The 22,682-nt window shown below is 57.2% G+C and carries 17 protein-coding genes and 10 pseudogenes; 10 read left to right on the top strand and 17 right to left on the bottom strand.

Annotated elements, in window-relative coordinates; translation table 11 throughout:
• Positions 1 to 22: 22 nt before the first annotated feature.
• The 4 genes from CES87_RS32540 to pnuC all read right to left on the bottom strand — a co-directional run bounded on the left by CES87_RS32540 (position 23) and on the right by pnuC (position 2,449).
• A complete protein-coding gene (locus CES87_RS32540; protein WP_178081519.1) occupies positions 23 to 595 on the bottom strand; it encodes an adhesin in 573 nt (190 codons plus the stop codon).
• Between the two features lies 1 nt (position 596).
• On the bottom strand, positions 597 to 1,034 hold the full coding sequence (locus tag CES87_RS31080) for a hypothetical protein (RefSeq protein ID WP_128609212.1): 438 nt from the start codon (positions 1,032 to 1,034) through the stop codon (positions 597 to 599).
• A 330-nt stretch (positions 1,035 to 1,364) separates the two neighbouring features.
• The gene (locus CES87_RS31085) at positions 1,365 to 1,889 is read right to left on the bottom strand and encodes an AAA family ATPase (RefSeq protein WP_128609237.1); all 525 of its coding nucleotides are present in this window, start codon (positions 1,887 to 1,889) and stop codon (positions 1,365 to 1,367) included.
• On the bottom strand, positions 1,886 to 2,449 hold the full coding sequence (pnuC, locus tag CES87_RS31090) for a nicotinamide riboside transporter PnuC (RefSeq protein ID WP_128609213.1): 564 nt from the start codon (positions 2,447 to 2,449) through the stop codon (positions 1,886 to 1,888). Before pnuC ends, CES87_RS31085 begins: the two co-directional genes overlap by 4 nt.
• Positions 2,450 to 2,958: 509 nt before the next feature.
• On the opposite strand from pnuC, the pseudogene CES87_RS31095 reads away from it, so the two are divergent.
• Positions 2,959 to 3,788 (top strand): annotated as a pseudogene (locus CES87_RS31095) (undecaprenyl-diphosphate phosphatase).
• The gene (locus CES87_RS31100) at positions 3,785 to 4,213 is read left to right on the top strand and encodes a DUF1294 domain-containing protein (RefSeq protein WP_128609214.1); all 429 of its coding nucleotides are present in this window, start codon (positions 3,785 to 3,787) and stop codon (positions 4,211 to 4,213) included. Before CES87_RS31095 ends, CES87_RS31100 begins: the two are co-directional and overlap by 4 nt.
• Before the next feature lie 109 nt (positions 4,214 to 4,322).
• Here the strand turns inward: CES87_RS31100 and CES87_RS31105 are convergent, their stop codons facing one another.
• The gene (locus CES87_RS31105) at positions 4,323 to 4,682 is read right to left on the bottom strand and encodes an MmcQ/YjbR family DNA-binding protein (RefSeq protein ID WP_128609216.1); all 360 of its coding nucleotides are present in this window, start codon (positions 4,680 to 4,682) and stop codon (positions 4,323 to 4,325) included.
• Positions 4,679 to 5,585 (bottom strand): annotated as a pseudogene (locus tag CES87_RS31110) (LysR substrate-binding domain-containing protein). Before CES87_RS31110 ends, CES87_RS31105 begins: the two are co-directional and overlap by 4 nt.
• Before the next feature lie 131 nt (positions 5,586 to 5,716).
• Here CES87_RS31110 and CES87_RS31115 point away from each other — a divergent pair.
• The gene (locus CES87_RS31115; RefSeq protein ID WP_128609217.1) at positions 5,717 to 6,328 is read left to right on the top strand and encodes an FMN-dependent NADH-azoreductase; all 612 of its coding nucleotides are present in this window, start codon (positions 5,717 to 5,719) and stop codon (positions 6,326 to 6,328) included.
• A gap of 177 nt (positions 6,329 to 6,505) precedes the next feature.
• Positions 6,506 to 7,540, top strand: a pseudogene (locus tag CES87_RS31120) (alpha/beta hydrolase family protein).
• A 128-nt stretch (positions 7,541 to 7,668) separates the two neighbouring features.
• Here the strand turns inward: CES87_RS31120 and CES87_RS31125 are convergent.
• Positions 7,669 to 8,855 (bottom strand): annotated as a pseudogene (locus CES87_RS31125) (MFS transporter).
• A 203-nt stretch (positions 8,856 to 9,058) separates the two neighbouring features.
• Positions 9,059 to 10,644: pseudogene (locus tag CES87_RS31130) on the bottom strand (ABC-F family ATPase).
• A 492-nt stretch (positions 10,645 to 11,136) separates the two neighbouring features.
• Between CES87_RS31130 and lpxO the strand changes: the two are divergent.
• Positions 11,137 to 12,036, top strand: a complete 900-nt coding sequence (lpxO, locus tag CES87_RS31135) for a lipid A hydroxylase LpxO (protein WP_128609219.1) — start codon at positions 11,137 to 11,139, stop codon at positions 12,034 to 12,036.
• A gap of 91 nt (positions 12,037 to 12,127) precedes the next feature.
• Here the strand turns inward: lpxO and CES87_RS31140 are convergent, their stop codons facing one another.
• Complete coding sequence (locus CES87_RS31140) at positions 12,128 to 12,988, bottom strand: Ku protein (RefSeq protein WP_128609238.1); 861 nt, start codon at positions 12,986 to 12,988, stop codon at positions 12,128 to 12,130.
• Between the two features lie 192 nt (positions 12,989 to 13,180).
• Between CES87_RS31140 and CES87_RS31145 the strand changes: the two genes are divergently transcribed.
• Positions 13,181 to 13,540 carry a hypothetical protein gene (locus tag CES87_RS31145; protein WP_128609221.1) on the top strand — a complete coding sequence of 120 codons (360 nt, stop codon included), beginning with the start codon at positions 13,181 to 13,183 and terminating at the stop codon, positions 13,538 to 13,540.
• Between the two features lie 51 nt (positions 13,541 to 13,591).
• Complete coding sequence (locus tag CES87_RS31150; protein ID WP_128609223.1) at positions 13,592 to 14,755, top strand: PQQ-dependent sugar dehydrogenase; 1,164 nt, start codon at positions 13,592 to 13,594, stop codon at positions 14,753 to 14,755.
• A gap of 188 nt (positions 14,756 to 14,943) precedes the next feature.
• Here CES87_RS31150 and rimI read toward each other — a convergent pair.
• A pseudogene (gene rimI / locus CES87_RS31155) lies at positions 14,944 to 15,405 on the bottom strand (ribosomal protein S18-alanine N-acetyltransferase); the annotation flags it as partial.
• A gap of 92 nt (positions 15,406 to 15,497) precedes the next feature.
• Between rimI and CES87_RS31160 the strand changes: the two are divergent.
• Entirely contained in the window at positions 15,498 to 17,072 is a 1,575-nt protein-coding gene (locus CES87_RS31160) for a RimK family protein (RefSeq protein WP_128609225.1), read from the top strand.
• A 7-nt stretch (positions 17,073 to 17,079) separates the two neighbouring features.
• Positions 17,080 to 18,003, top strand: coding sequence for a magnesium transporter CorA family protein (locus tag CES87_RS31165; RefSeq protein ID WP_128609227.1), 924 nt, complete (start codon positions 17,080 to 17,082; stop codon positions 18,001 to 18,003).
• Positions 18,004 to 18,128: 125 nt separating this feature from the next.
• Here CES87_RS31165 and CES87_RS31170 read toward each other — a convergent pair whose 3' ends face one another.
• Positions 18,129 to 18,464 carry a DUF2834 domain-containing protein gene (locus CES87_RS31170; RefSeq protein WP_128609229.1) on the bottom strand — a complete coding sequence of 112 codons (336 nt, stop codon included), beginning with the start codon at positions 18,462 to 18,464 and terminating at the stop codon, positions 18,129 to 18,131.
• 35 nt (positions 18,465 to 18,499) lie between these two features.
• Positions 18,500 to 18,982 carry a serine protease inhibitor ecotin gene (gene eco / locus CES87_RS31175; RefSeq protein ID WP_128609231.1) on the bottom strand — a complete coding sequence of 161 codons (483 nt, stop codon included), beginning with the start codon at positions 18,980 to 18,982 and terminating at the stop codon, positions 18,500 to 18,502.
• A 304-nt stretch (positions 18,983 to 19,286) separates the two neighbouring features.
• Here eco and CES87_RS31180 point away from each other — a divergent pair, with 304 nt between their 5' ends.
• Positions 19,287 to 19,559 carry a DUF1652 domain-containing protein gene (locus CES87_RS31180; RefSeq protein WP_128609233.1) on the top strand — a complete coding sequence of 91 codons (273 nt, stop codon included), beginning with the start codon at positions 19,287 to 19,289 and terminating at the stop codon, positions 19,557 to 19,559.
• Here the strand turns inward: CES87_RS31180 and CES87_RS31185 are convergent.
• From CES87_RS31185 to CES87_RS31205, 5 genes and pseudogenes are all read right to left on the bottom strand, one after another.
• A pseudogene (locus CES87_RS31185) lies at positions 19,556 to 19,950 on the bottom strand (hypothetical protein). The gene CES87_RS31180 and the pseudogene CES87_RS31185 overlap by 4 nt on opposite strands.
• Positions 19,951 to 20,037: 87 nt before the next feature.
• Positions 20,038 to 20,309 (bottom strand): annotated as a pseudogene (locus CES87_RS31190) (DUF2790 domain-containing protein).
• A gap of 352 nt (positions 20,310 to 20,661) precedes the next feature.
• On the bottom strand, positions 20,662 to 21,606 hold the full coding sequence (locus tag CES87_RS31195; protein ID WP_128609235.1) for a carbohydrate kinase: 945 nt from the start codon (positions 21,604 to 21,606) through the stop codon (positions 20,662 to 20,664).
• 81 nt (positions 21,607 to 21,687) lie between these two features.
• Positions 21,688 to 21,789, bottom strand: a pseudogene (locus CES87_RS31200) (AraC family transcriptional regulator); the annotation flags it as partial.
• Positions 21,790 to 22,040: 251 nt separating this feature from the next.
• Positions 22,041 to 22,682: pseudogene (locus tag CES87_RS31205) on the bottom strand (glycosyltransferase family 4 protein); the annotation flags it as partial.

Raw genomic sequence — 22,682 nt, forward strand, 5'->3', positions numbered from 1 at the left:
GTGTTGTTATTACCTGTTTGGGTCAATCCACGACCCGTACGCTCAGGGTGTTGGCCGTTCGGTTTCCCACCCCGGCGCTCTGATTCAACTGAATTACCCCACGGCTACCGGTGAAGGCCTGGTCACTGGTAGTGACCTGGCGATAGCCTGGTGCAGAGTCAGTTGGATCGGAGTTATTGAGCAGCGCCACGTTCTGTTGCATGAGGACGCTGTCATCGATACTTTGCGGCTGAGCACTGACGCTGATACGCAGTGCGTTGGCTTGCTGGTTGCTGGCACCCGAGCTCTGGTTGACGCCCAGTACGCCGTTGCCGTGGCTGAAGGAGTCGCCCTGAATGCTGGACCGGGCATCGATCCTGGGGTCGACATGCGTACGCAGCCGTTGGCGAATCTGTGTGGTCGCGCTGGCTCCATGACCAATGGCGATGGCCCGGGCGTTGGCCTGTTGCTGCTGATCGCCCGCAGCCTGGTTGACCGAGAGGTTGCCCTGGTATTGCGTGCCCGAACCGTCGATTTCGGCGTTATTGATGACGGGAGGTTGGGCAAGGGTCGATGCACTGCAAAACATGGCGATAATCAGGAGCGTACGATTCATCTTAACGGTCTCCCGTTATGACTTTCAGAGCGCCCAAGCCTTGCTGGACGCTTGAATTGACCATGTTGGCAATACCGTTGCCCGAATTTCCCGAGCGCCCACCAGACATATTGGTAAGTTGGGTCTGGTTGGTGACATTGCCGCCCAGGTTGTTGGTGTTTTGAGTGACCAGGCGGGAAATGCCTGCACCACTGGCGACACCGGCAAAGTCGCCGTCGCTCAACTCGTTCGTTTGCCCGAGGACATATTTGGAAGGGTTGGCATTGACGGTCGTGGGGTTAGGATCGGGAATCATCGGCGGACGCGTTGCCATGCGCGGCTGGACATCTCGTTTGATGATAATGATGCCGTTGTCAGCCTGGACAGGTAGGCAAACACTTGAGCCCACTGCGCATCCGATCAGCAGCAGGCAATAGAATCTTTTATCAAATTTCCCCACGGCGGCAATTCCTTCTGTGAGTGGAACGCTGGCCCTTATCAGCGTTGCGAAGAAGAGAGCAGAAGGTGTGCCGGATTTTGTTTTTCTTTTAAAAACAGTTGGTTGGTATTAATCATGGAAGTAGTCAAAAATTTTGTGTATCACCACTGAGACAGAGCCACGCAAAAGCGCCGTCCGTGCTGGCGGCATCGCTCAACAAGCGCGCTCAAGGCAAGTTGTATCATTGGCTTAACATTTTTTGCCAGAGGGCTTTGGCCGCTTTAGCTCGCGGGTTTACGCAATGGTGGGTGTTTCAGGAATGGACATTTGCTGCAGGGCGAGGTACCCATGTCAGGTCTTGAGCAAGCGCGTCACAGCCTCGAATGCCGCATCCTTGCGCTGTTTCCAATCACCTTGCAGTTCCTGGCATGGCTGGTGGTGCAGATCAAGCCATTGGCGGCTGGCCTGGAAAAACGCCTGGCGTTCTGCCAGTTGGGGTTGGCAACGCTGCCCGTCGTCATGCCAGGGCACAGTTTGAGGGCTTAGCAGCAAATGCAGGTCATAGTGCCGTGCCAGCAATGCCTGCTCGATCCACGTCGGGCAAGCGTCAAACAAAGTACGACTCCACAGGATATTGCTTAAGAGGTGCGTATCGAGAATCAACAGTGATGGTTGTTTGGCGCGCGCTTCATCTTCCCAAGTCAGCTGGCCATTTGCTATTGATGTAATGTCTTCGTAGCACGTTTCGCGGGCTTCACATTCGATGAAATACCGAACGTACTCGCCGACCAAAATGCCACCAAAACTGGCGTGAATTTCGTGCGAAAGCCAGCTTTTTCCGCTGGATTCAGGCCCCGCCAGTACCAACACCTTCATGGACACAGCAGCAGATCGCTGCGCCATGTGCGCCAGCCTTGAATGGCCAGCAGGGTGAACAAGCCATACAGGGCAGCAGTCAGGTACAAGCCCTTGTACAGGAACAGGCCGACGAAAATACAGTCCAGGACAATCCACAGCGGCCAGCATTGCACGCGTTTTTGCGCCATCCACAGTTGCGCCACGAGGCTGAAACCCGTGAGTGCCGCGTCGAGCCAGGGTTGAGCGGCGTCGGTCCAATGCGCCATGGCGGCGCCCAGCAACAAACTGCCAATGGCGCCGATGCTCAGGCCGAGCATCACCGATCGACCCTCAAGCCGGCTGACCTCGCGCCCATGCCGCCCCTCACCTGCACGTGTCCATTGCCACCAGCCGTAGATCTGCAGGGCGGCATAGATCACTTGCAGCAGCATGTCCGAATACAGCTTCACCTCGAAAAAAATCCAGCTATATATCAGCACCATGACCAGGCCAATCGGCCAGCACCACGGGTTCTGTTTGACCGTCAACCAGACGGCAATCACACCGAGGGTAGCGGCAAACAGTTCAAGCCCGGACATTGAGGTTCCTTGGGGGAATTCGAAGAGGGGGCGGATTGTAACGGCAGGCGCTGCCAAGTAGAACCGGCAAGTAGCAGCTGCCGAGCCTGCGAGGCTGCGTTCGACTGCGCAGCAGTCGTAAACCCTGCATGCACATTTTTCCTGATACACCGCAGTGCCTGATTTCACGACTGCTTCGCAGTCGAACGCAGCCTCGCGAGCTCGGCAGCTGCTACAAAGGCGTGTTAGACGTGGAACTGGTTTTCTGTTTTTAGGAGAGCTTGTTCTTGGGAGAGCGTGTTCTTGTAATAAATGAAAGCCAGCATCCTGTCAGACCGGATAACGCGGCAGCGTAATCCGGGCTTGTTTGTGAAGATTTCGGCCCCGCGCTGAAAAACCTGAATACAAATTGATTTTCACGGAATTTTTCGCGGCCTGCGGGTATCTTGTGCACGCGGGTTTTCAACCACGCTGAACGCTTTGAAAAAAACTAACGAGGCATGCGCTGATGCATAGCCTTTGGGGGATTGATGGATCTTTGGACTGCCTTTCAGGCGTTGATTCTTGGGGTTGTGGAAGGGCTGACCGAGTTTTTGCCGATTTCTAGTACCGGGCACCAGATTATTGTGGCCGACCTGCTCGATTTCGGTGGCGAGCGCGCCATGGCGTTCAACATCATTATCCAGCTCGGGGCGATCCTGGCGGTGGTGTGGGAGTTTCGTCGCAAGATATTCGACGTGGTCGTCGGGTTGCCGACGCAGCCAAGTGCACGACGCTTTACCGCCAACCTGCTGATTGCCTTCCTGCCGGCGGTGGTGCTGGGGGTGATTTTCGCCGATCTGATCCACGAGTACTTGTTCAACCCGATAACGGTTGCCAGTGCCTTGGTCGTGGCGGTGTCATCATGTTGTGGGCCGAACAGCGCCAGCATCAAGTGCATGCTGAAACGGTTGATGAGATCAACTGGAAAGACGCCCTGAAAGTTGGCTTTGCTCAGTGCCTGGCGATGATTCCGGGCACCTCGCGCTCCGGCGCGACGATCATCGGCGGTTTGCTGTTCGGCCTGTCACGCAAGACGGCTACCGAGTTCTCGTTCTTCCTGGCAATGCCGACCATGGTCGGTGCGGCGGTGTACTCGGGCTACAAGTACCGCCACCTGTTCGTGGCGTCTGACTTCCCGGTGTTCGCGCTCGGCTTTGTCACCGCCTTCATCTTCGCGATGATTGCCGTCAAGGGCTTGCTCAAGTTCATCGCCAGCCACAGCTATGCGGTGTTCGCTTGGTACCGCATCGCATTCGGCCTGCTCATCCTGGCTACGTGGCTGTTCGGCTGGATCGACTGGACCTCGGTCAAGCCATGAACGACGCCAGCGCGCGCAACAGTCCCGGACGAAACTCCGGGGCAGAAATCCGCAATATTCGGCTGAAATTGCTGGTGTTCGCGATCCTGTGCGCGCTGCCGCTGTTCGGTTCGATGTCGTTGTGGCTGCGCGGTATTTCGCTGGTTCCCCTGGTGGCCTACGGCATCGTCAGCGTGCTGGCGTTCTTGCTGTACTGGAGCGACAAGCACAAGGCTCGCACTGACCAGTGGCGAACTCCGGAAAACGTACTGCACGCACTGGAGTTCGCCGGCGGCTGGCCGGGCGCCTTGCTGGCGCAGCAAGTGTTTCGGCACAAGACGCGCAAGATCTCGTTTCAACTGGTGTTCTGGCTTATCGTGCTGCTGCACCAGGTGTTCTGGATCGACATGCTGTTTCTCGGCGGGAGCCTGCTGGCCCTGCTTTGATGATGCCTCTGTATCTGTAGGAGCGAGCATGCTCGCGATGAACGTGAACGATGACCGGGGCTCCTGGATAAACGCGGCGCCTAAACGTTTTTCGCGAGCATGCTCGCTCCTACAGCAGCAACCCGATCTGCGTACGCTTGGGCAACTTGCTGACTACCAATTGATGGGAACGCTGCAACAAGCCTTGCAGCTCTTCGGCGCCCAGCGGGTAGGGCGTTGCCATGATGATCCACTGGGCTCGTGCCAGATAAGGCGCCGGATGAATGCCCGGACGGTCGCAGTGACCAAGAAACAGGTCCTTATCGACCTTGAATGCCAAGGAGTCGCCACGCAGGTTCTGCAAGGCGAACATCTTGTTCCCGGCAATGGAAAATACCCGCACTCCACCCCACTTGTAGTCTTCCCGAGCACCGGGCAGCCCCAAGCAAAACGCTGCCACGTCAGACTCGTTCATGCGCCCGGTATTCATATCAGACGGTCCCCACAGGCATTGAAGGTTTCGATCAAATGGTCGAGCCAGGCACGTACCGCGGGCATCACTCCGCGTCGGTGAGGGTAAACTGCTTGCAGCCACCCCCCGGCAGCGACCATTCGGGCAGTAATTGCACCAGCGAGCCGTTTGCCAGTTCCTGTTCGCAATACATCATTGGCAGCGTGGTAAAACCCTGGCCGGCGAGGGCGCAGGTCTTGCGCACGATGAAATCGTCTATGCCCAGTCGTGCTTCAAGTGCCAGATCGTAGTGTTTGCGCTGTTGATCGACCAAGCGAATGTGCACCATGCGATCAGGTTCGAGGGCGCCTAGTACTGGCAGACTTTTCAGGTCATCCGGATGATTGATTTCATGTCCGAGCAGGAACGCGGGGCTGGCCACCATCAACACCTGTGCCTGACGCAGGCGGCGCGTCACCAGCAACGGGTCTTCATCGCCCGGTTCGCGCACGCGCAGGGCGACGTCCACGCCCTCGGTCACCAGATCGACGCGGCGATTGACCAGCATCACCTCCAGTTGCACTTGCGGGAATTTCTCCAGAAAGCTGCTGATCACGCCGGGCAACATCTCGTGAGCCAGCCCGACGGGGAGGACACCCGCAACCGGCCACGCGGCTCGCTCGACATGCTGGCCACGGCTTCATCGGCCATTTCCGCCTCCAGCAACATGGCCTGACAGTGCCGCAGGTAACGCTCGCCCACGGCCGTCAGCTTGAGCTGGCGTGTGGTGCGTTGCAGCAAGCGTGCGCCCAGGCGCTCCTCCAGTTCGGCGATGCGACGAGACAGTCGCGACTTGGGAATCCCCAGCAAACGCCCGGCGGCCGCGAATCCACCGGCCTCAACGACTTTGGCGAAGTAATAGAGGTCATTAAGATCTTGCATTGGTGCTTTCTCGATCGTTCTATCAGTGAGACAAACTATCGCATTGTTGCAGGCTAATCAGCTATTGGTTTCGTCTGTAGGATTGTTTGCATCAGGTCGCCCTGGCGGCGATCCTCACTTGGAGATCCCACATGAAACTGCTGCATATCGATTCGAGCATTCTTGGTGACAACTCGGCTTCCCGTCTGCTGAGCAGCGAAGTCGTAAAAGCCTGGCAAACCGCCGAGCCAACTGCCGTGGTGACCTACCGAGACCTGGCCGCCGATGCCATCAGCCATTTCTCCTCGACCACCCTGGTTGCTGCGGGCACTACTGCAGAACTGCGCAACGCAGCCCAACAGCACGAGGCTGAGCTGAGCGCCTCGACCCTGGCCGAATTCCTCGCTGCTGATGCCGTGGTGATTGCAGCACCGATGTACAACTTCACCATCCCGACTCAGTTGAAAGCCTGGATCGACCGCATCGCCGTTGCCGGTCAAACGTTCCGCTACACCGAAGCCGGCCCTGAAGGTCTGTGCGGTGGCAAGAAAGTGGTGATTGTTTCGACTTCCGGTGGCCTGCACGCCGGCCAGGCAACCGGCGTCGCCCATGAAGAGTACTTGAAAGTGCTGTTCGGCTTCATCGGCATCACCGATATCGAATTCGTCCGCGCCCACGGCCTGGCTTATGGTGACGAAGTGCGTACCAAAGCCATGAGCGATGCCCATACGCAAATCAGCGAGCAATTGTTCGCCGCCGCGTAAGGCTTGCGTAAAGACGTCAAACGACGCAGGCAATACCCAAAAAACTCTGTATTCTGATCATGTAAGTGTCAGATACGGAGTTTTTTGTTTCTGGCTATTACATGTTTTGTTCAATAGTGGCCCGGGTTATGCAGTCGAGGGGAAACGTCTCCGATCCGGTAACAAGGTGGGCATCCCATGATGCGTCTTTGTGCAACTTTACTGATTTGCCTGTTCAGCAGCCTGAATTCAGTGCACGCCGCCCCTGCGCCGCATCCTCACTGGAGCGTCGGCTACCACGAGATGAGTTTTCTCGATCCGCTCGATCTGCAACCGATGCGAGCCATCGCTTTCTATCCCTCCAGCGAAAAGAGCACTCCAGCAGGCTTGAGGGCTACACCGTCGAGGCCGGCGAAGACACCAAAGTCGCCATTGGCCGTTTCCCAATGCTGATGTTGTCCCATGGCAATACCGGAACCCCGCTGGCCCTGCACGACCTGGCCACGTCGCTGGCACGCAAGGGTTTCGTAGTGGTGGCCGTGATTCATCCGGGCGATAACTCAAAAGACCATAGCCGTCTCGGCACCCTGAGCAACCTGTACGGGCGCCCGCTCCAGATTTCCGAAGCCATTACCGCGGCCTTGGGCGATCGCATGCTGGCGCCTTTCGTTAATGCCGATCAGGTCGGGGTCATCGGTTATTCGGCGGGCGGGGAAACGGCGTTGATACTGTCCGGCGCGACGCCGGACCTGGACCGCCTGCGTCGTTACTGTCAGGAACGCCCGGACGATCGCGATGCCTGTAACACACAGGGTGAACTCATTGTCGACCGTGATGATTTGCAACCGGTGGCCGACCCGCGCGTCCATGCGTTGTTGCTGATGGCGCCGCTAAGCCTGAAGTTCGGCCGTCATACCCTGGCCGATGTCCATGTACCAGTGCTGCTGTACAGCGGTGACGGTGACAAGCTGGTGGCCTTCGACAAAAACGCCGCCGCACTGGCGCGCAAACTGCCTGTCGCGCCGGACTTCAAATTATTGGCCGGGCAGGGCACTTCGTGTTCATGGCTCCGTGCAACGACGAACAGATCGTCATCACGCCGGCACTGTGTACCGATGCCGATGGTGTCGACCGTCAAGACATTCACCGCAACCTGATTTCCGAAGCCGGGCGCTTCTTTTCCCACACCTTGGGCAAGGCAACCCGGGCGGGATGCAAACTGCCGATCAATAACCCGGATTTTTGCATCAATGCAAAACCCTGTAGGAGCCGGCTTGCTGGCGAAGGCGGTCTATCAGGCACTGCATTATTGACTGGACTGCCGTCTTCGCCAGCAAGCCGGCTCCTACAGGTTGTAGGCATCATGCGTTGGCGCGGCGCTTGAGCAGCAAGGTCAACGCCAAACCGCCCACCGACAACAGCGCTGCACAGAAGAAAATCCACGAGTACCCAAGGTTCAACGCCACGGCGCCCATCAAGGGCCCGGCAATCGCCAGTGCCAGATCGAAAAATACTGCATAAGCGCTTAACCCCGCGCCACGGCTGGAGTTGGGCACCTGCTTGATCGCCTCGACACCGAGCGCCGGGTACACCAGCGACAGGCCGAACCCGGTCAAGCCGGCACCGATCAAGGCGTAGCCTGTCGAAGGCGCGAGCCACAGCAATGTCAGGCCGACAGTCTCGATGGTCATGCAGGCAATGGCCGAGGTAAACCCGCCGAAGCGGCTGATGCTGGAAATGAACAACAACCGCGCCAGAATGAAACACACGCCGAAGACTGTCAGGCAATACGCCGCACCGCTCCAGCCAAGGTTGACGTAATACAGGGTGATGAAAGTTGTCAGGGTGCCGTAGCCGATGGAAGCCAGGCTCAGGCTCGCACCAAATGGCGCAATACGCCCGAACACAGCCCAAAACGGCAAGCGCTCACCGCGCACCACCGGTACTGAGGGTTTGTTACGGATCAGCACCAGCGCCAACGCGGCCAGCAACGACAACGCGATTCCCAGGCTAGCGAATCCCAACTGATCGACCATCACCACCCCAAGGGCGCACCGATGGCAATCGCGCCGTAGGAAGCGATACCGTTCCACGAAATCGAACGTGCGGTGTGTTCGGCGCCCACTTGGCCCATGCACCAACTGATGGTGCCGACCCCGATCAAGCCTTGGGCGATCCCGAGCAACAGGCGGCCGGCAATCAGGATCAACAGGCTCACCAGCGGAAAGCTTTGCAACAGGGTCGACAACAATGTCAGCGCGCCGCTCAACACAATCCCGGACAAGCCATAAACGATTGCGCGCTTGGTGCCGACGCTATCGGACATGCGCCCGGCCATCGGGCGGCTGAGCAGAGTGGCGAGGTATTGCGAGCCGATGGTCAACCCCGCAATGACCGCACTGAACCCGAGTTGTTCGTGAACGTAACCCGGCAACACCGCAATCGGCAGGCCGATGCAAAGGAAGGCAATAAAGGTATAGAAGACGATTGAGACGATCTGCAGGGTGATCGCCTTGGAGCTTTGCGGTAGCTGTTGCGGCGCAGACATGAGGGCTCGTTCGCGGGCGGCGGTGGGAGAACTGCATGATGGCGCGGGTGTGGAGCAAATGAAAGCAGGCTAACTATATTTCGTGTGTTGCCTGACTGTAGGAGCGAGCTTGCTCGCGAAAAACGTCTGGATAACGCGTTCATTCAGGTTGCACGCGTTATCGTTGACCTCCATCGCGAGCAAGCTTGCTCCTACAGCTGCTCTTAGAACACTACGCCTTGGCTACGCAGGTAATCGTCATAGGTGCCGCTGAAGTCGGTCACGCCATTGGGGCTCAGCTCGATGATGCGGGTGGCCAGGACGAAACGAACTCGCGGTCGTGGCTGACAAAGATCAACGTGCCCGGGTAGTTCTCCAGCGCCAGGTTCAGCGCTTCGATGGATTCCATGTCCAAGTGGTTGGTCGGTTCGTCCATTATCAGTACGTTCGGCTTTTGCAGGATCAGCTTGCCGAACAGCATGCGACCTTGTTCACCACCGGAAATGACCTTGACCGACTTGAGGATCTCATCGTTGGAGAACAGCATCCGGCCCAGAGTGCCGCGAATGACCTGCTCGCCTTGGGTCCACTGGCCCATCCAGTCGAACAGGCTGACGTCGTCTTCGAAGTCATGGGCGTGGTCCTGGGCGTAGTAGCCCAGCTCCGCTGCGTCGGTCCACTTCACGGTGCCGGCGTCCGGGGTCAGTTCATTGACCAGGGTGCGCAGCAGGGTGGTTTTACCGATACCGTTCGGGCCGATGATCGCAACGCGCTCGCCAGCTTCAACCTGGAAGCTGAAATCCTTGAACAGTGGCTTGCCGTCGAAGCCTTTGGCCATGCGCTCGACGATGACCGCTTGACGGTGCAGCTTCTTGGTTTGTTCGAAACGGATGAACGGGCTCACGCGGCTCGAAGGCTTGACCTCGGCCAGCTGGATCTTGTCGATCGCCTTGGCGCGGGAAGTGGCCTGCTTGGCTTTCGAGGCGTTGGCCGAGAAGCGGCTGACGAACGATTGCAGTTCCGAGATCTGCGCTTTCTTCTTGGCGTTGTCCGACAGCAGCTGCTCGCGGGACTGGGTCGCCACGGTCATGTACTCGTCGTAGTTGCCCGGGAACAGGCGCAGCTCGCCATAATCCAGGTCAGCCATGTGGGTGCACACGCTGTTCAGGAAGTGACGGTCGTGGGAAATGATGATCATCAGGCTGGAACGCTGGGTCAGCACGTTTTCCAGCCAGCGGATGGTGTTGATGTCCAGGTGGTTAGTCGGCTCGTCGAGCAAAAGCACTTCAGGATCCGAGAACAGCGCCTGAGCCAGCAATACGCGCAGTTTCCAGCCAGGGGAAACTTCGCTCATCGGGCCGAAGTGCTGCTCGATGCCGATACCCAGGCCCAGCAACAATTCGCCGGCACGGGATTCGGCGGTGTAGCCGTCCATTTCGGCAAACTCGGTTTCCAGCTCGGCCACGGCCATGCCGTCTTCTTCGGTCATTTCCGGCAGCGAGTAGATGCGGTCGCGTTCGGCCTTGACCTTCCACAACTCTTCGTGACCCATGATCACGGTGTCGATCACGGTGAATTCTTCGTAGGCGAACTGGTCCTGGCGCAATTTACCCAGACGCACGTTCGGCTCGAGCATGACCTGGCCGCCGGAAGGGTCGAGGTCGCTACCGAGAATTTTCATGAAGGTCGACTTGCCGCAGCCGTTGGCGCCGATCAAGCCGTAGCGGTTGCCAGCGCCGAATTTGACCGAAACGTTTTCGAAAAGCGGCTTGGCGCCGAACTGCATCGTGATGTTAGCTGTAGAAATCAAAGGTTTTTCCTGCGAAGCATTCAAAGTAGCTAGGGTGCGGCAGTACCGAATCAGTACCCATTTGCGCGATTCGGATCACGGAAATTCATCCCGGTCAGAAGCGCAGGTTCCATCTGGCAATAAGTGGACAGCAGCATGTTGAGCGCTTGGCCCGAGTCGAAGTGCGCTGAGGCCGGGGCATTCCCGTCATCAACCAAGGGGGCGCGTAAAGTTTGGCGGCGATTGTACTGGTCTGGCTCTTTAAACGATAGGGCATTGAGGCCGTACAGACACTTTGGTCGTATCAGCGGACAGACTTTCACACTTGATTGCTAGCAACTGGTTACATGCGATGGCTAAAGTGCCATCTTTCTACCTGATGCCGGGATTTGGCATCGGCTCAAGGATGCACCGTCGAAACCGCTGTTTCGTTTGCAGACGCTGCACAAGACCTGCAGGCCGCTGGCTGGCAAGGGGGCTCAGTTTGTTCACTTCTAAGGTGTGACGATTTCCGTGAAACTCATCATTGCGGCTATTTACGTTGTATCCATCGCGTATGTGCATCTGCGTGGTCGCGTGCGCCACAAGCTGGGCCGCCAACTGAGTGATCACTCGACGTTTCTTGCGCCGATCAATTGTTTCCTTTATCTGTTCTCGAAGATCCCCAACAAGCCATACCTCAACCAAGCGGATTTCCCCGACCTGACTCCATTGCAGACCCACTGGGAAGAAATCCGCGCCGAAGGCCAGAACCTGCTGCGAGCCGGTGAGATCAAGCGTTCGAACCAATACGATGATGTTGGCTTCAACTCGTTCTTCAAGACCGGCTGGAAGCGCTTCTACCTCAAGTGGTACGGCGACAGTCACCCGTCGGCGATGAAGCTGTGCCCGCGCACCACCGAACTGGTGCAGAACATCGGTTCGATAAAGGCCGCCATGTTCGCCGAGTTGCCACCCGGTTCCAAACTGGTGCGCCACCGTGACCCCTATGCAGGCTCCTACCGCTATCACCTGGGCCTGGAAACGCCCAACGATGCCGGTTGCTACATTAATGTCGACGGTGAGAATTACCACTGGCGCGACGGTGAAGCGGTGATGTTTGACGAGACCTTCATTCATTACGCCGAAAACTCCACTCGGCAGAATCGCATCATTCTGTTCTGTGATGTCGAGCGTCCGATGAAGTATCGCTGGGCGGCGGCATTCAATGGCTGGTTCAGCCGCAATGTCATGTCGGCTGCGGGCGCGCCGAACGAGGCGGGCGACAAGACTGGTGGCCTCAATCGCCTGTTCAGCAAGATTTACAGGATTCGCCTGCGCGGAAAGGAATTGAAAAAGCGCAATCGCAAACTCTATTACCTGGAAAAATGGGCGATTTTTGGTGGTTTGCTGGCGATTTTTATCCTGATCTGAAGACGCCTTCGCGGGCAAGCCTCGCTCCTACAGTTCACCGATTTCTGTAGGAGCGAGGCTTGCCCGCGAAGAGGCCGGAACATTCAATACATCACTTGCTGACTTTTTTCCTCGCCGCAGGTTTGCCTGCCGCTTTCGGCTTGGCCGCTGGTTTACTCACCCCCTTGCCACCCAGACTCCGCTTGAGCAACTCAGTCAAATCAATGACATCCGCAGTCTTACGTTCCTCTTCTCCAGTTGCTGTCTCAACATCTTCGATCTTGCCTTCATGGGCCTTTCTGTCCACCAATGCCATGATCTTGTCTTCGAATTCATCCCGATAATCGTCCGGCGACCATTCGGCGCTCATGTCTTGCACCAGCCGTTTGGCCATATCCAGCTCGCCCTTGGCCAGTTCGGCCTTGGTGACGTCCGGCCCTAATGCCAGTTCATCCAGGCTGCGCACTTCCGCCGGCCAGCGCAGTTTCACCAGTACCAGCGCCGATTCCAGCGGCATCAAGGCCGCGAGGTACTGGCGGGTATGCAACACCACGCGGGCAAGTGCGACTTTGTTGGTTTTGGTGAGGGTTTCGCGCAGCAACGCATACACCTTGCCGCCACGTTTATCCGGCGCCAGGTAATAGGGCGTGTCGATGTTCTGCAACGGAATCTGTTCGCTGTCGACAAAGGAAAAGATATCGATGGTCTGGGTCGACAGCGGATGCGCCGAGCGGATTTCCTCTTCGCTGAGCACCACGTACCGACCCTTTTCGTAAGCGACACCTTTGACGATGTGCTCCTTGGTGACTTCCTTGCCGGTGACCTTGTTCACGCGCTTATAGCCCACCGGGTCCATGCTGCGGCTGTCGAGCCAGTCGAAGTCCACCCCTTGCGAGGAGGTCGCCGAGACCAATGCCACGGGGATATGCACCAGCCCGAAACTGATTGCGCCCTTCCAGATTGCCCGCGCCATGGTCGTATTCTCGAAAGTGATGATCAGGTGACCCGCGGTCTCGCGCAAAAGTTTCAGCGGCTTGCGGCCCGGTCCTGGCGGCGATCAACGTTGTGTTACATCTCGCCGTGGAGGTTTTGGTTAACAAATTCGAGCCCTGGGCGTAGCGTGATATCGAAGACCCTATCCACGCATTCGACGAGAGGCTCCCCCATGAACCGATGCGTAACCGGCCTCATTATGCTGGCCTTGAGCGGCATTCTCGGCCAACTGGCGCAGGCGCAAAACCTTTCGCCACACGTGCCGTTGAACCTTGCCCAGAATCTGCCGAACAGCGGCAATAACAACCCCTACAACAGTCCGATCCGCCGGGCCAACCCCAACAGCATGCAGGGCACGCAACCCGGTGCTCCGGTCTTTCTCGGCCCGAACACTGTGCCGGTACCGCGACCGCCGACCCTCGACAACGGCGGCATTGGCAATCGCTATCCTCAGGAGCGATCGGCGCCCGCCAGCCAACCGAAGTTCCTCCCCAATCCACCTCAACGGGACGCGGACACCAGCAATCGTTGAACCATATGGCAATGCTCCTGTCAGCCCTCCACATGACAAAAGGAGCCGTGCATGTTGCGTCCAACCCTCCTGAATCCCTTCATGGCCACAGTCTGTGCCAGCATATTTTTGGCCGCTACGCTGCCCGCCTTGGCGGCGCCCACTCAGGACATGAAAAGCGAACAGGGTACCCTTGAGGTCACGCCGATCGTCCAGGGGCTGGAGCATCCCTGGGCGCTGGCGTTTCTTCCTGACCGCAAGGGCATGCTGGTGACGGAACGGCCCGGCAACCTGCGAGTAGTGACCGCTGACGGCAAACTCTCCGCGCCCATCAATGGCGTGCCAAAAGTCTGGGCCAAAGGGCAGGGCGGTTTGCTGGATGTAGCGTTGTCACCGGATTTCAGCCAAGACCGCACGATCTATCTGTCGTACGCCGAAGGTGGCGGGCAGGGTGACAAGGCGGGCACTGCCGTCGGCCGCGGGCAATTGTCCGAAGACCTGACGAGCCTCAGGAATTTCTCGGTGATTTTCCGTCAGGAGCCCAAGCTTTCAGTCGGCAACCATTTCGGTTCACGTCTGGTGTTCGACCGCAATGGCTATCTGTTCATCACCTTGGGTGAAAACAATGATCGCCCGACCGCACAGGACCTCGACAAACTGCAAGGCAAGATCGTGCGGATCTATCCGGACGGCAAGGTGCCAGAGGACAACCCCTTTGTCGGCCAGGCCGGTGTGCGTCCAGAGATCTGGGCCTATGGCATTCGCAATCCGCAAGGCGCAGCGCTCAACCCGTGGAACGGCACCCTTTGGGAAAACGAGCACGGTCCGCGGGGCGGTGACGAGGTCAACATCATTGAACGGGGCAAGAATTACGGCTGGCCCCTGGCCACCCATGGCATCGACTACTCCGGCCAGCCGATTCCGGAAGCCAATGGCAAAACCGCCGAAGGCACCGTCGGGCCGCACCATGTCTGGGAAAAATCCCCGGGTCTGAGTGGCATGGCGTTCTACGACGGTGATCGCTTCAAGGCCTGGCAGCACAACGCATTTATCGGTGCGCTGGTGGCTCAGGAATTGATCCGCCTGCAATTGGACGGCGACAAGGTCGTTCACGAAGAGCGCTTGCTGAGTGAACTCAACAAGCGCATTCGCGATGTGCGGCAGGGGCCGGATGGGTATTTGTATGTGTTGACCGATGAGGAGGATGGGGCTTTATACAAAGTCGGATTAAAGTGAAACGCTTACACCGCTTTCGCGAGCAAGCCCGCTCCCACATTCGACCTGGATCTAATGTGGGAGCGGGCTTGCTCGCGAAAGCGCCAGTGAAGCCACAACAAAAAGTAGTGCCTAGCGCCGTCCATACAAAATCACAGCCGCCCTTAATTTGTCCCACCCAAAACTGCACATCTTTTCGAACTCCCCATGGCTGACCGGTGCTCAAGGATGCGCTTCTCCAGGCGCAGCGCATCGACATGATCCTGGTAATAGTCGTGAATCAGGGCGAAGCGCCGATAACCGTTGCGCTCATACAGGCTAATAGCCGCCGGATTGTCGATACGTACCTCCAGCCTCAGATAAGCGCAATTGTGCTCAAGGGCGCTGGCTTCGACACGATCGAGCAATTGCTTGCCCAAACCATTGCCCCGCGCCTGGGCAGCAATGGCAATCGAATACAGACGCGCCAGCGACGTACCCCGATGAAAAAGCACCACGGCGTAACCCAGCAGATGCTCACCGCACTGGGCTACCAGCAGTTCCCCGTGCGCGCGGGTGATCATCCATTGAAAGCTGCGACTGTTGAGCCGATCGGTGGTAAAGCATTGCTCTTCCAGTTGCAGTAGCGAGGGTAAATCTTCCATTACCGCCAAACGAAAAAGCGTATTCATATGACCGCCGTAAAAGTTGCGTAACGAAACGGGACTTTCGAAAAAGTTCGTGCTTAATAGGAAAGGTCTTGTTCTCCAACGGATCAATCACTATGTCAGCGGTACAAGGTCATTGGCGCGAAGTATCCGAGCAAATTTTGCCGGCAGCAACTTATTTAAATGACACTAACAGAACTTCCAGCCAATTGATTATCATCGTCGAACGCAAGGAAGACTGGGCCTCTTACTTTCCCAGCGAAGACATCGTCACGGCTCAGGAGTACCTGGAGCAAACCCGCGACAATGAGCAGGGCAAGCGTGTTCAGGTCATCAACCTGTGCCGCAGCTACAAGTACCTGGGGCACGGGTATTACTGCTCGCTGCTGGCCGAAGCGCGTGGGCATAAGGTCATTCCGTCGGTGCGAACCATCAGCGAACTGACCCGCAAGTCCCTGTACGGATTGGCATTGGATGATCTGGATAAAACCCTGGAAAAAGCCCTCAGTCATCATGCTTACAGCGATACAGAAGGTTTTACCCTGACGCTTTATTTTGGCAAAACCAATATCGAACCCTTGCAGGATTTGGCAAGGCAATTATTTGAAGTGTTTGCCTGTCCGATCTTGTTAGTTGAGTTTCGTCGAAATAACGGCTGGCACATCGAAGGCATAAAGTCCGGTGCGCTGCACAAGTTGCGCGAAGATCAGGAAGATCAATTTGCCCATTCCCTTGACAATTTCAGTCGCAAGATCTGGCGCCTGCCACGTTCAAGGCGGCTGGCCCGTTACGACCTGGCGATCCTGCACGATCCTCAGGAGGCCTTGCCTCCGTCCAATGCCAAGGCGTTGGACAACTTTGTCAGGGTCGGCAGGACGCTGGGCATCGACGTCGAACTGATCGAGCGCAAGGACTATGCACGGATTGCCGAATACGACGGTTTGTTGATTCGCGAGACCACCAGCGTCGACAACCACACTTACCGCTTCGCCAAGAAAGCCGAGAGCGAAGGGCTGGTAGTGATGGACGACCCGGCGTCGATTTTACGCTGCACCAACAAGGTCTACCTGACTGACCTGCTCAAGAGCCACCAACTGGGCATGCCCGCCACCGAAATCCTCTACAAGGAGCGACCGGAAGATTTCGAACGGGTTGGCGAACGTCTGGGTTTCCCGCTGGTTCTGAAAATCCCCGACGGTTGTTTTTCCCGGGGCGTGATCAAGGTCGAAAGCCAGCAGGCGCTGCTGGAAGCCACCGCTGAGCTGTTCGAACACTCGGTGCTGTTGCTGGCACAGGAGTTCTTCTACACCGAGTACGACTGGCGTATCGGCATACTCAACCGCAAACCGATCTTTGCCTGCCAATACTTCATGTCCAAGGGCCACTGGCAAATCTATAACCACAAGGCCAAGGGCCAGGATATCAACGGCGAATGCCGCACCCTGGCGGTTCACGAAGCGCCGCGGGCGGTGGTGGAATTGGCGGTGAAAACGGCCAATCTGATCGGCGATGGCCTCTACGGAGTCGACCTCAAGCAGTCGGGCGACAAAGTGGTGGTGATCGAAGTCAACGACAACCCGAATATGGACGCCGGCATCGAAGACGCTTACCTGCAGGACGATCTGTATTCACTGGTGCTGGAAGAGTTCGTCCGCCGCCTGGAACTCAAACGTCGCGGCCAGGCCTGGTGAGCGGCCGATGATCAAGCGTTTTCAATTGGCTGAAGGCACGTTGCACGCCGTTGAACGGCAGGACGCAGACGTCATGCTGTTCAGCAACCCTGATGCCGCCGAGCGGGACCTGCTGCACAGTCACTTCAAGCTCGATGACCATGCCTTGGCTTCGGCGCTGGACCCCGACGAGGTTTCAAGAATCGAGTTCCACCCCGACAACCTTTTTCTGATCTGGAAGCGTCCGGAAAACTATTCGGGCGCCGGCAGCCTGTCCTTCGAAGTGTCGTCCTGCGGCTTGCTGTTTTGCCCGCACCGCTTGCTGGTGATTGCCACCGACGACACCCCGCTCAACGGGCTCGGCAAGCGACAGGCCCTGCACTCGCCGCTGGATGTGTTGCTCGATCTGCTGTTCAACAACATTCATCACTATTTAGGCCACCTTAAAGTCATCAAACTGGTTGCCCGGGAGTTGCAGCAGAAATTCAATGCATCGATGCAAAACCAGCATCTGATCCAGATGTTCAACCTCAGCGAAAGCCTGATCTATTACATCAACGCGATCCACAGCAACGGCGCGGTCCTGACCCGACTGCGCAATCATGCGCAAAAGGAACACTTCGACGCTCATGCCATCAGCCTGATCGACGACCTGATCATCGAAAACAACCAGTGCTACAAACAGGCTGAAATCTACTCGACGGTGTTCTCCGGGCTGATCGACGCGCGGGGCAACCTGATGAACAACAGCATGAACAACCTGCTGCGCAAACTGACGCTGATCAACGTGGTATTTCTGCCGCTGAACCTGATTGCGAGTATTGGCGGCATGTCCGAGTTCAGCATGATGACGGCAGGTACGCCGTGGTGGGTGTCTTATCCGTTGTTTTTGACGGCGATGATGTTGGGGGCGGGGGTGATGGTGCTTGGGCTCAAGCGCTTGGCGAAATGAATTGGGTGACAGTCAGACCGCTTTCGCGAGCAAGCCCGCTCCCACAGGTTCTGTGAACGCTGCAGATCCACTGTAGGAGCGAGCCTGCTCGCGAAGGCAATTTCAAACTCAACACAATTCCCGGATCAGCTCTGTTGAGTCACAGCAGCAGATCTCTTCCGGTTCTGCAGGTCCCGTACCACCAGATACAACAACGGCCCAACCGAGACAAAAACCGTTGTAATCACCAGATAAGGCACAACCGACCAAACCGACCGCCCACGCTTGCGCACATCCTGGTACATCCAGATGCCGGCCAGCGCCGCGAGCAAGTAAAGATCGATCACCACCTGCGCGGTATCCGGGCGGGACATCAGGCTGATACCGAAGTCAATCAACGACTGTTCGGCCTGGAGCATCACCGAAACGGTGTAGCCGGCGAACGCGATCAGGGCAATAAGAGGCAGCACAACAGATTTCATGGTTTCCTTCCCTGGAACAGTGAACTGAATGAGGGTTATTCCGAAACGGCTTTCTCGACCTTGCTCGACGCCGACCAGATCCGGTAGCGCACTTCGACGTCTTTGGGCACGTAAAGCACAATCGGCAGTTTACTGTTGTAGCGCAGCGAGAAGCCATCACCCACCACCGGTACGAAATCCTGTCTTTTCTTGCCGTCCGGGCAGGCCATTTGCGTGCTCATCGGGCCGATGACTTTTTCCAGGTGGTAGTACGGATAACCCCAGCCTTCGAGGTTTTTCTCTTCAAGAATGCCACCCAGGCGTTGGCGATTGCAGTCGACGGTCAGGGTTTTTCCAGCGAGGATCTCGACCTGGAAATCGTCTTCCCGGGACTGCGGGGCCAGGTGGATGACTTGGCGCGTGAAGTCTCTTTCGGCTTTCGGATAGGGCGCAATTTCTTCGAGTTTTGCTGCATTTACGACGCTCGACAATGCGACAAAAATCAGCCCAGCGGTCGTGTTACAGGTCAGAGAACCCATGATGCCTCCTTGCGAATGTGTGGGGTCAGCGGATACTTAATCGGCTGGTTTCTATTTTTGATGCCACCAGCGGTGAATGCAAATTTGTCGCTGTAGTGTGCAAATCGCAAGGCTGCCGGGGGCCTTTTTTGCGAAATGCACGGTCGTTTTTACTGCCCACTCAAGCAAATCCTTGATTTACCGATGAACTGCACAGCAAGATTCCAGGCATGTTTTATGCTGTATCTGTTCTTGAGCTGACCGGGATTTCAAACGAGCCAGCGTCGTTAGTTGATTGGCAGTCTCAAAAAAGGAGAGGGTCGCCATGTTTCTTTCTGCCTTGGAACTTCGCAATATCATTGAAAGCAGTTTCCTGCCGAAACGCTGCCAATGCACGCTGTCGCCTGAATTGTCGATGACCGTAAAAGTGTATGCCGATGGTCAAACCGATCAGCTGGAACTATTGAAGACGGGGATCAATGCCCAGCGCCTCAATGGCTGTAGGGAAATCAATGACCTGATTGCAGAGTTACGTACCGATCTACAGCATCACCATTTAGAACCGGCACATAGCCCCATAGCTCGTAAAGTGTTTTAACCCGCGGTTTCGAGCTCAACCGACACGCGCCGGGTCTGGAAAAAGCCAGGCCCAGCGCCAATTCAGCACCAACAGCGAGCAGGATGCCCGGACCGGCATGGCCGTTTAACCATTCGCCGAAGCCCAGAATTGCCAGCCCCCAACAGCCGACCATAATGCCGCTGCTCAGCGCACTGCGGGTCGCGGAGGGCGCCTCGTTACGCACCAGAAAAATCATCAGACCCAATGCTGCAAACAATACTGCCGTGCGTCGTGCGATCAGACCCACCGCCAGTGAGTATTCGACATCCCAGGTGGCCAGCATCCAGTCGGGCACGAAACCCCAGACCAGCGCCAGTAACAAGCAAAACGCGGCGGTGAACGTAGACAACGTCCGAAACGATAACTGCATGGCTGATCCTTGCGGCAGTGAGGGAGTTAGAGCATAGCGTCAGAACTCCCACACGAATACCGCAAGGTGTTATTTCAGACTTTTCCGTCAGTTCTGGTAACTGCAGGCGTCAGATAGTTTTCGATAGGCGAGTACCGCAGGTTTTCCCGACTGGTCATCGATGTACTTCATTGTCGCCGTGACCACCTCGCAGTCCAGGGTGGTGGGTTCGGTCAATTCAATGATCTTGCCCACGTGCAGTGGCATGCCGTAGTGGTAGGAGGGGATAGCTTCGGTGGAAGCAGTGTCGCTGGCCTGGGCCATAACGGCAAACGGGCACAGACGAGGGCAGCGGAAACGAGCATGGCGCGCGAGTTCATGGGGCGGTCTCCAAGTGCAGGCGGAAGTCAGCTCGACGTGTCGTCGAACCTGCCGCACTGGGCGTCAGAGGACTCTGAGGGCGTGCGGTCCAGTAAGTGTTGGACTGCACGATTAAGCATTGGTTAACCCGCCTGAACGCCACCTGTCGCTTTGCCACTACCGTTCGGCGGATGCTGTGTAGGAGCGAGCTCTGCTCGCGATGGACGTGAACGATAACGCGTGAAACCAGATGCCCAGCGGTGCCCCTGAATTTCTCGCGAGCCAGCTCGCTCCTACATTTAACCGAGTTCTTTCCGGACAACTACGGTCAAAATTGTGGGCGCGGGATTGCTGGCGAAGGGACCCTCGAAATCAGCGAAGCTCTAATTGATGGCGATACGGCAAATCCGGCCCGGTCTTGCCGCAGGTCAGCGCCGCGGCCTGAACTGCAAACCTGACCATCGCTTCGATTTGCTCGCGGCTCAACTGACGCAAGCCCTCAACCGAATCCAGCTGCTGCTCGGTCAACCAGGTAATCAACGCCGCCTGAAACGTATCCCCAGCCCCCACGGTATCGGCGATCTGCACCGAACAGGCCGGCTCCGACCACGAACCAAGAGCCTTGCTGAACACGGTAGCTCCCGCGCCACCACGGGTCAGAAACACCAACTGACAGCGGTGCTGCAACCAGCCGTCGATGACCCGTGCAGGCTCCTGCCCGGGATACAGCAGGCTCAAATCCTCGTCGCTGACCTTGATCAGGTCGGCATGCTCGACCAGCGTGGCAATCCGCGAACGCCACAGCTCGATATCCGGTTCGGGATTGAGACGCACGTTCGGATCGAGGCTGATCAGGCGCTTTCCGCTCTCTCGCTGTACCAAAGCCAGCAAGGTGTCGGCAATCGGTTGCACCACCAGCGAAAACGAACCGATGTGCAATCCTCGAACCTCAGGCCCGAGCGTCGGCAGATGTTCGAGCCTCAGCTGCCGATCAGCGCAGCCTTCGCCACGGAAACTGTAGTGCGGCGAGCCATTGGCGCCGACCGCGACCATCGCCAAGGTAGTGGGCGCCGCAAAATCCAGCAGATAGTCCGTGCGTACACCTTCATCCTGCAACACTTGCAGCAACCGCCGGCCCAGGTAGTCGGTGGACAACCCGGCAAACAGCGCTGCATCCACGCCCAAACGGCGAAGACCCACCGCGACATTGAACGGCGAGCCGCCGGCAATTGCCTTGAAATTCACTTTTGAAGCCAGATCGCTGGCGTCGTTTTCACTGAAGAAATCGAACAGCGCTTCGCCACACACCAGATACATAGTTGTTCACTCTTTAAAAGGTTGCGACATGCTGTTGATAGCGCATCAGTTCCATGGCCTTGCGGATGGTGTGCTTGCTGCGAAACTGGCTGATCCAGTTGTGGGGTAGGTTGGGCCGGTGAGAAAAAGGGATTCGGGGTAGAAGTTACCGATGTAGTCGCCAATAAACACCTTGCCGGTGGTCGTTCATCAATTCGTAGGAAGGGTGGGTGACTCTGCCGGTGCGGTTCATATCAGGGCACTTTTGTTGTTATCGCACCCTGATCATGCCTCGTTCGGGGCAGGCAATGCCACACTGCGTTCATCTTGAATCCTGTAGGAGCGAGCATGCTCGCGATGGACGTCAACGATAACGTGGGTTGTCTGAATGCCCGCGGTTTTCAGACGTTTTTCGCGAGCATGCTCGCTCCTACAGTTGTCCGTGTTCGGTGAAATCAAAGCACGCGGTTTTTCGCCTCGATCCATTGCGCCATGTATTGAGTGCTCTTGTGATGATGATGGCGCAGCATACTGCCGGTGAAGTTCTCCCTTCTGATTGCCGGCAGATGTTGCAGGCAATGCTCGAGCCGGGTGATCAAGGCAGGACCATGAATGTCCTGCTGGTAACGATTGGCCAACAGTTGCAGTCCGTGCGCCTGCGCCTCGAGCCATCGGGGCTTGTCTTGATGGAGTTGCACGGCGTGGTCGGCGAACGCCGGGCTGTTCGGGTGATCGCACCCGGCCATGGCTCCTCGCCATGCATCGCTTCTGCGCCAATCGGCGTCGTGACATTGGGCGTGCCACAAGCATCGCATCAACAATTTTGCCTTTGACCCCTGCACCGAAACGCAGCGGCGCCATACACACCCTGGCCGCAGACATCACTTGCAGTGCATCTTCTGCCCAGTTCATCACATGAAAACCCTGGCCGGGTTGTTCAGGGCAGTCGCCTTGGGCGGCGTGTAAGCACCATAGATGTGCAGTTGAGCGCCGGGCAGCTGCTCGCGGATCAGCGGCCAGATAGTGGTTTTCAACCAGAGCACCGCGTCCCAGTTGGGCGCATGGCGGAAGTTGCCGATGTGCAGAAAGTGTGCACG

The organism is Pseudomonas sp. ERMR1:02 (assembly GCF_002277815.1).
Classification (GTDB): Bacteria; Pseudomonadota; Gammaproteobacteria; order Pseudomonadales; family Pseudomonadaceae; genus Aquipseudomonas.

What these genes read in the sequence shown, in the direction of transcription:
- CES87_RS31180 (WP_128609233.1), top strand. Translation starts at nt 19,287, where the DNA reads ATGTTTCTTTCTGCCTTGGAACTTCGCAATATCATTGAAAGCAGTTTC.
- CES87_RS31150 (WP_128609223.1), top strand. Translation starts at nt 13,592, where the DNA reads ATGTTGCGTCCAACCCTCCTGAATCCCTTCATGGCCACAGTCTGTGCC.
- CES87_RS31160 (WP_128609225.1), top strand. Translation starts at nt 15,498, where the DNA reads ATGTCAGCGGTACAAGGTCATTGGCGCGAAGTATCCGAGCAAATTTTG.
- CES87_RS31100 (WP_128609214.1), top strand. Translation starts at nt 3,785, where the DNA reads ATGAACGACGCCAGCGCGCGCAACAGTCCCGGACGAAACTCCGGGGCA.
- CES87_RS31140 (WP_128609238.1), bottom strand. Translation starts at nt 12,988, where the DNA reads ATGGCGCGGGCAATCTGGAAGGGCGCAATCAGTTTCGGGCTGGTGCAT.
- pnuC (WP_128609213.1), bottom strand. Translation starts at nt 2,449, where the DNA reads ATGTCCGGGCTTGAACTGTTTGCCGCTACCCTCGGTGTGATTGCCGTC.
- CES87_RS31085 (WP_128609237.1), bottom strand. Translation starts at nt 1,889, where the DNA reads ATGAAGGTGTTGGTACTGGCGGGGCCTGAATCCAGCGGAAAAAGCTGG.
- CES87_RS31170 (WP_128609229.1), bottom strand. Translation starts at nt 18,464, where the DNA reads ATGAAATCTGTTGTGCTGCCTCTTATTGCCCTGATCGCGTTCGCCGGC.
- eco (WP_128609231.1), bottom strand. Translation starts at nt 18,982, where the DNA reads ATGGGTTCTCTGACCTGTAACACGACCGCTGGGCTGATTTTTGTCGCA.
- CES87_RS31165 (WP_128609227.1), top strand. Translation starts at nt 17,080, where the DNA reads ATGATCAAGCGTTTTCAATTGGCTGAAGGCACGTTGCACGCCGTTGAA.
- CES87_RS31195 (WP_128609235.1), bottom strand. Translation starts at nt 21,606, where the DNA reads ATGTATCTGGTGTGTGGCGAAGCGCTGTTCGATTTCTTCAGTGAAAAC.
- CES87_RS32540 (WP_178081519.1), bottom strand. Translation starts at nt 595, where the DNA reads ATGAATCGTACGCTCCTGATTATCGCCATGTTTTGCAGTGCATCGACC.
- CES87_RS31105 (WP_128609216.1), bottom strand. Translation starts at nt 4,682, where the DNA reads ATGAATACCGGGCGCATGAACGAGTCTGACGTGGCAGCGTTTTGCTTG.
- CES87_RS31145 (WP_128609221.1), top strand. Translation starts at nt 13,181, where the DNA reads ATGAACCGATGCGTAACCGGCCTCATTATGCTGGCCTTGAGCGGCATT.
- CES87_RS31115 (WP_128609217.1), top strand. Translation starts at nt 5,717, where the DNA reads ATGAAACTGCTGCATATCGATTCGAGCATTCTTGGTGACAACTCGGCT.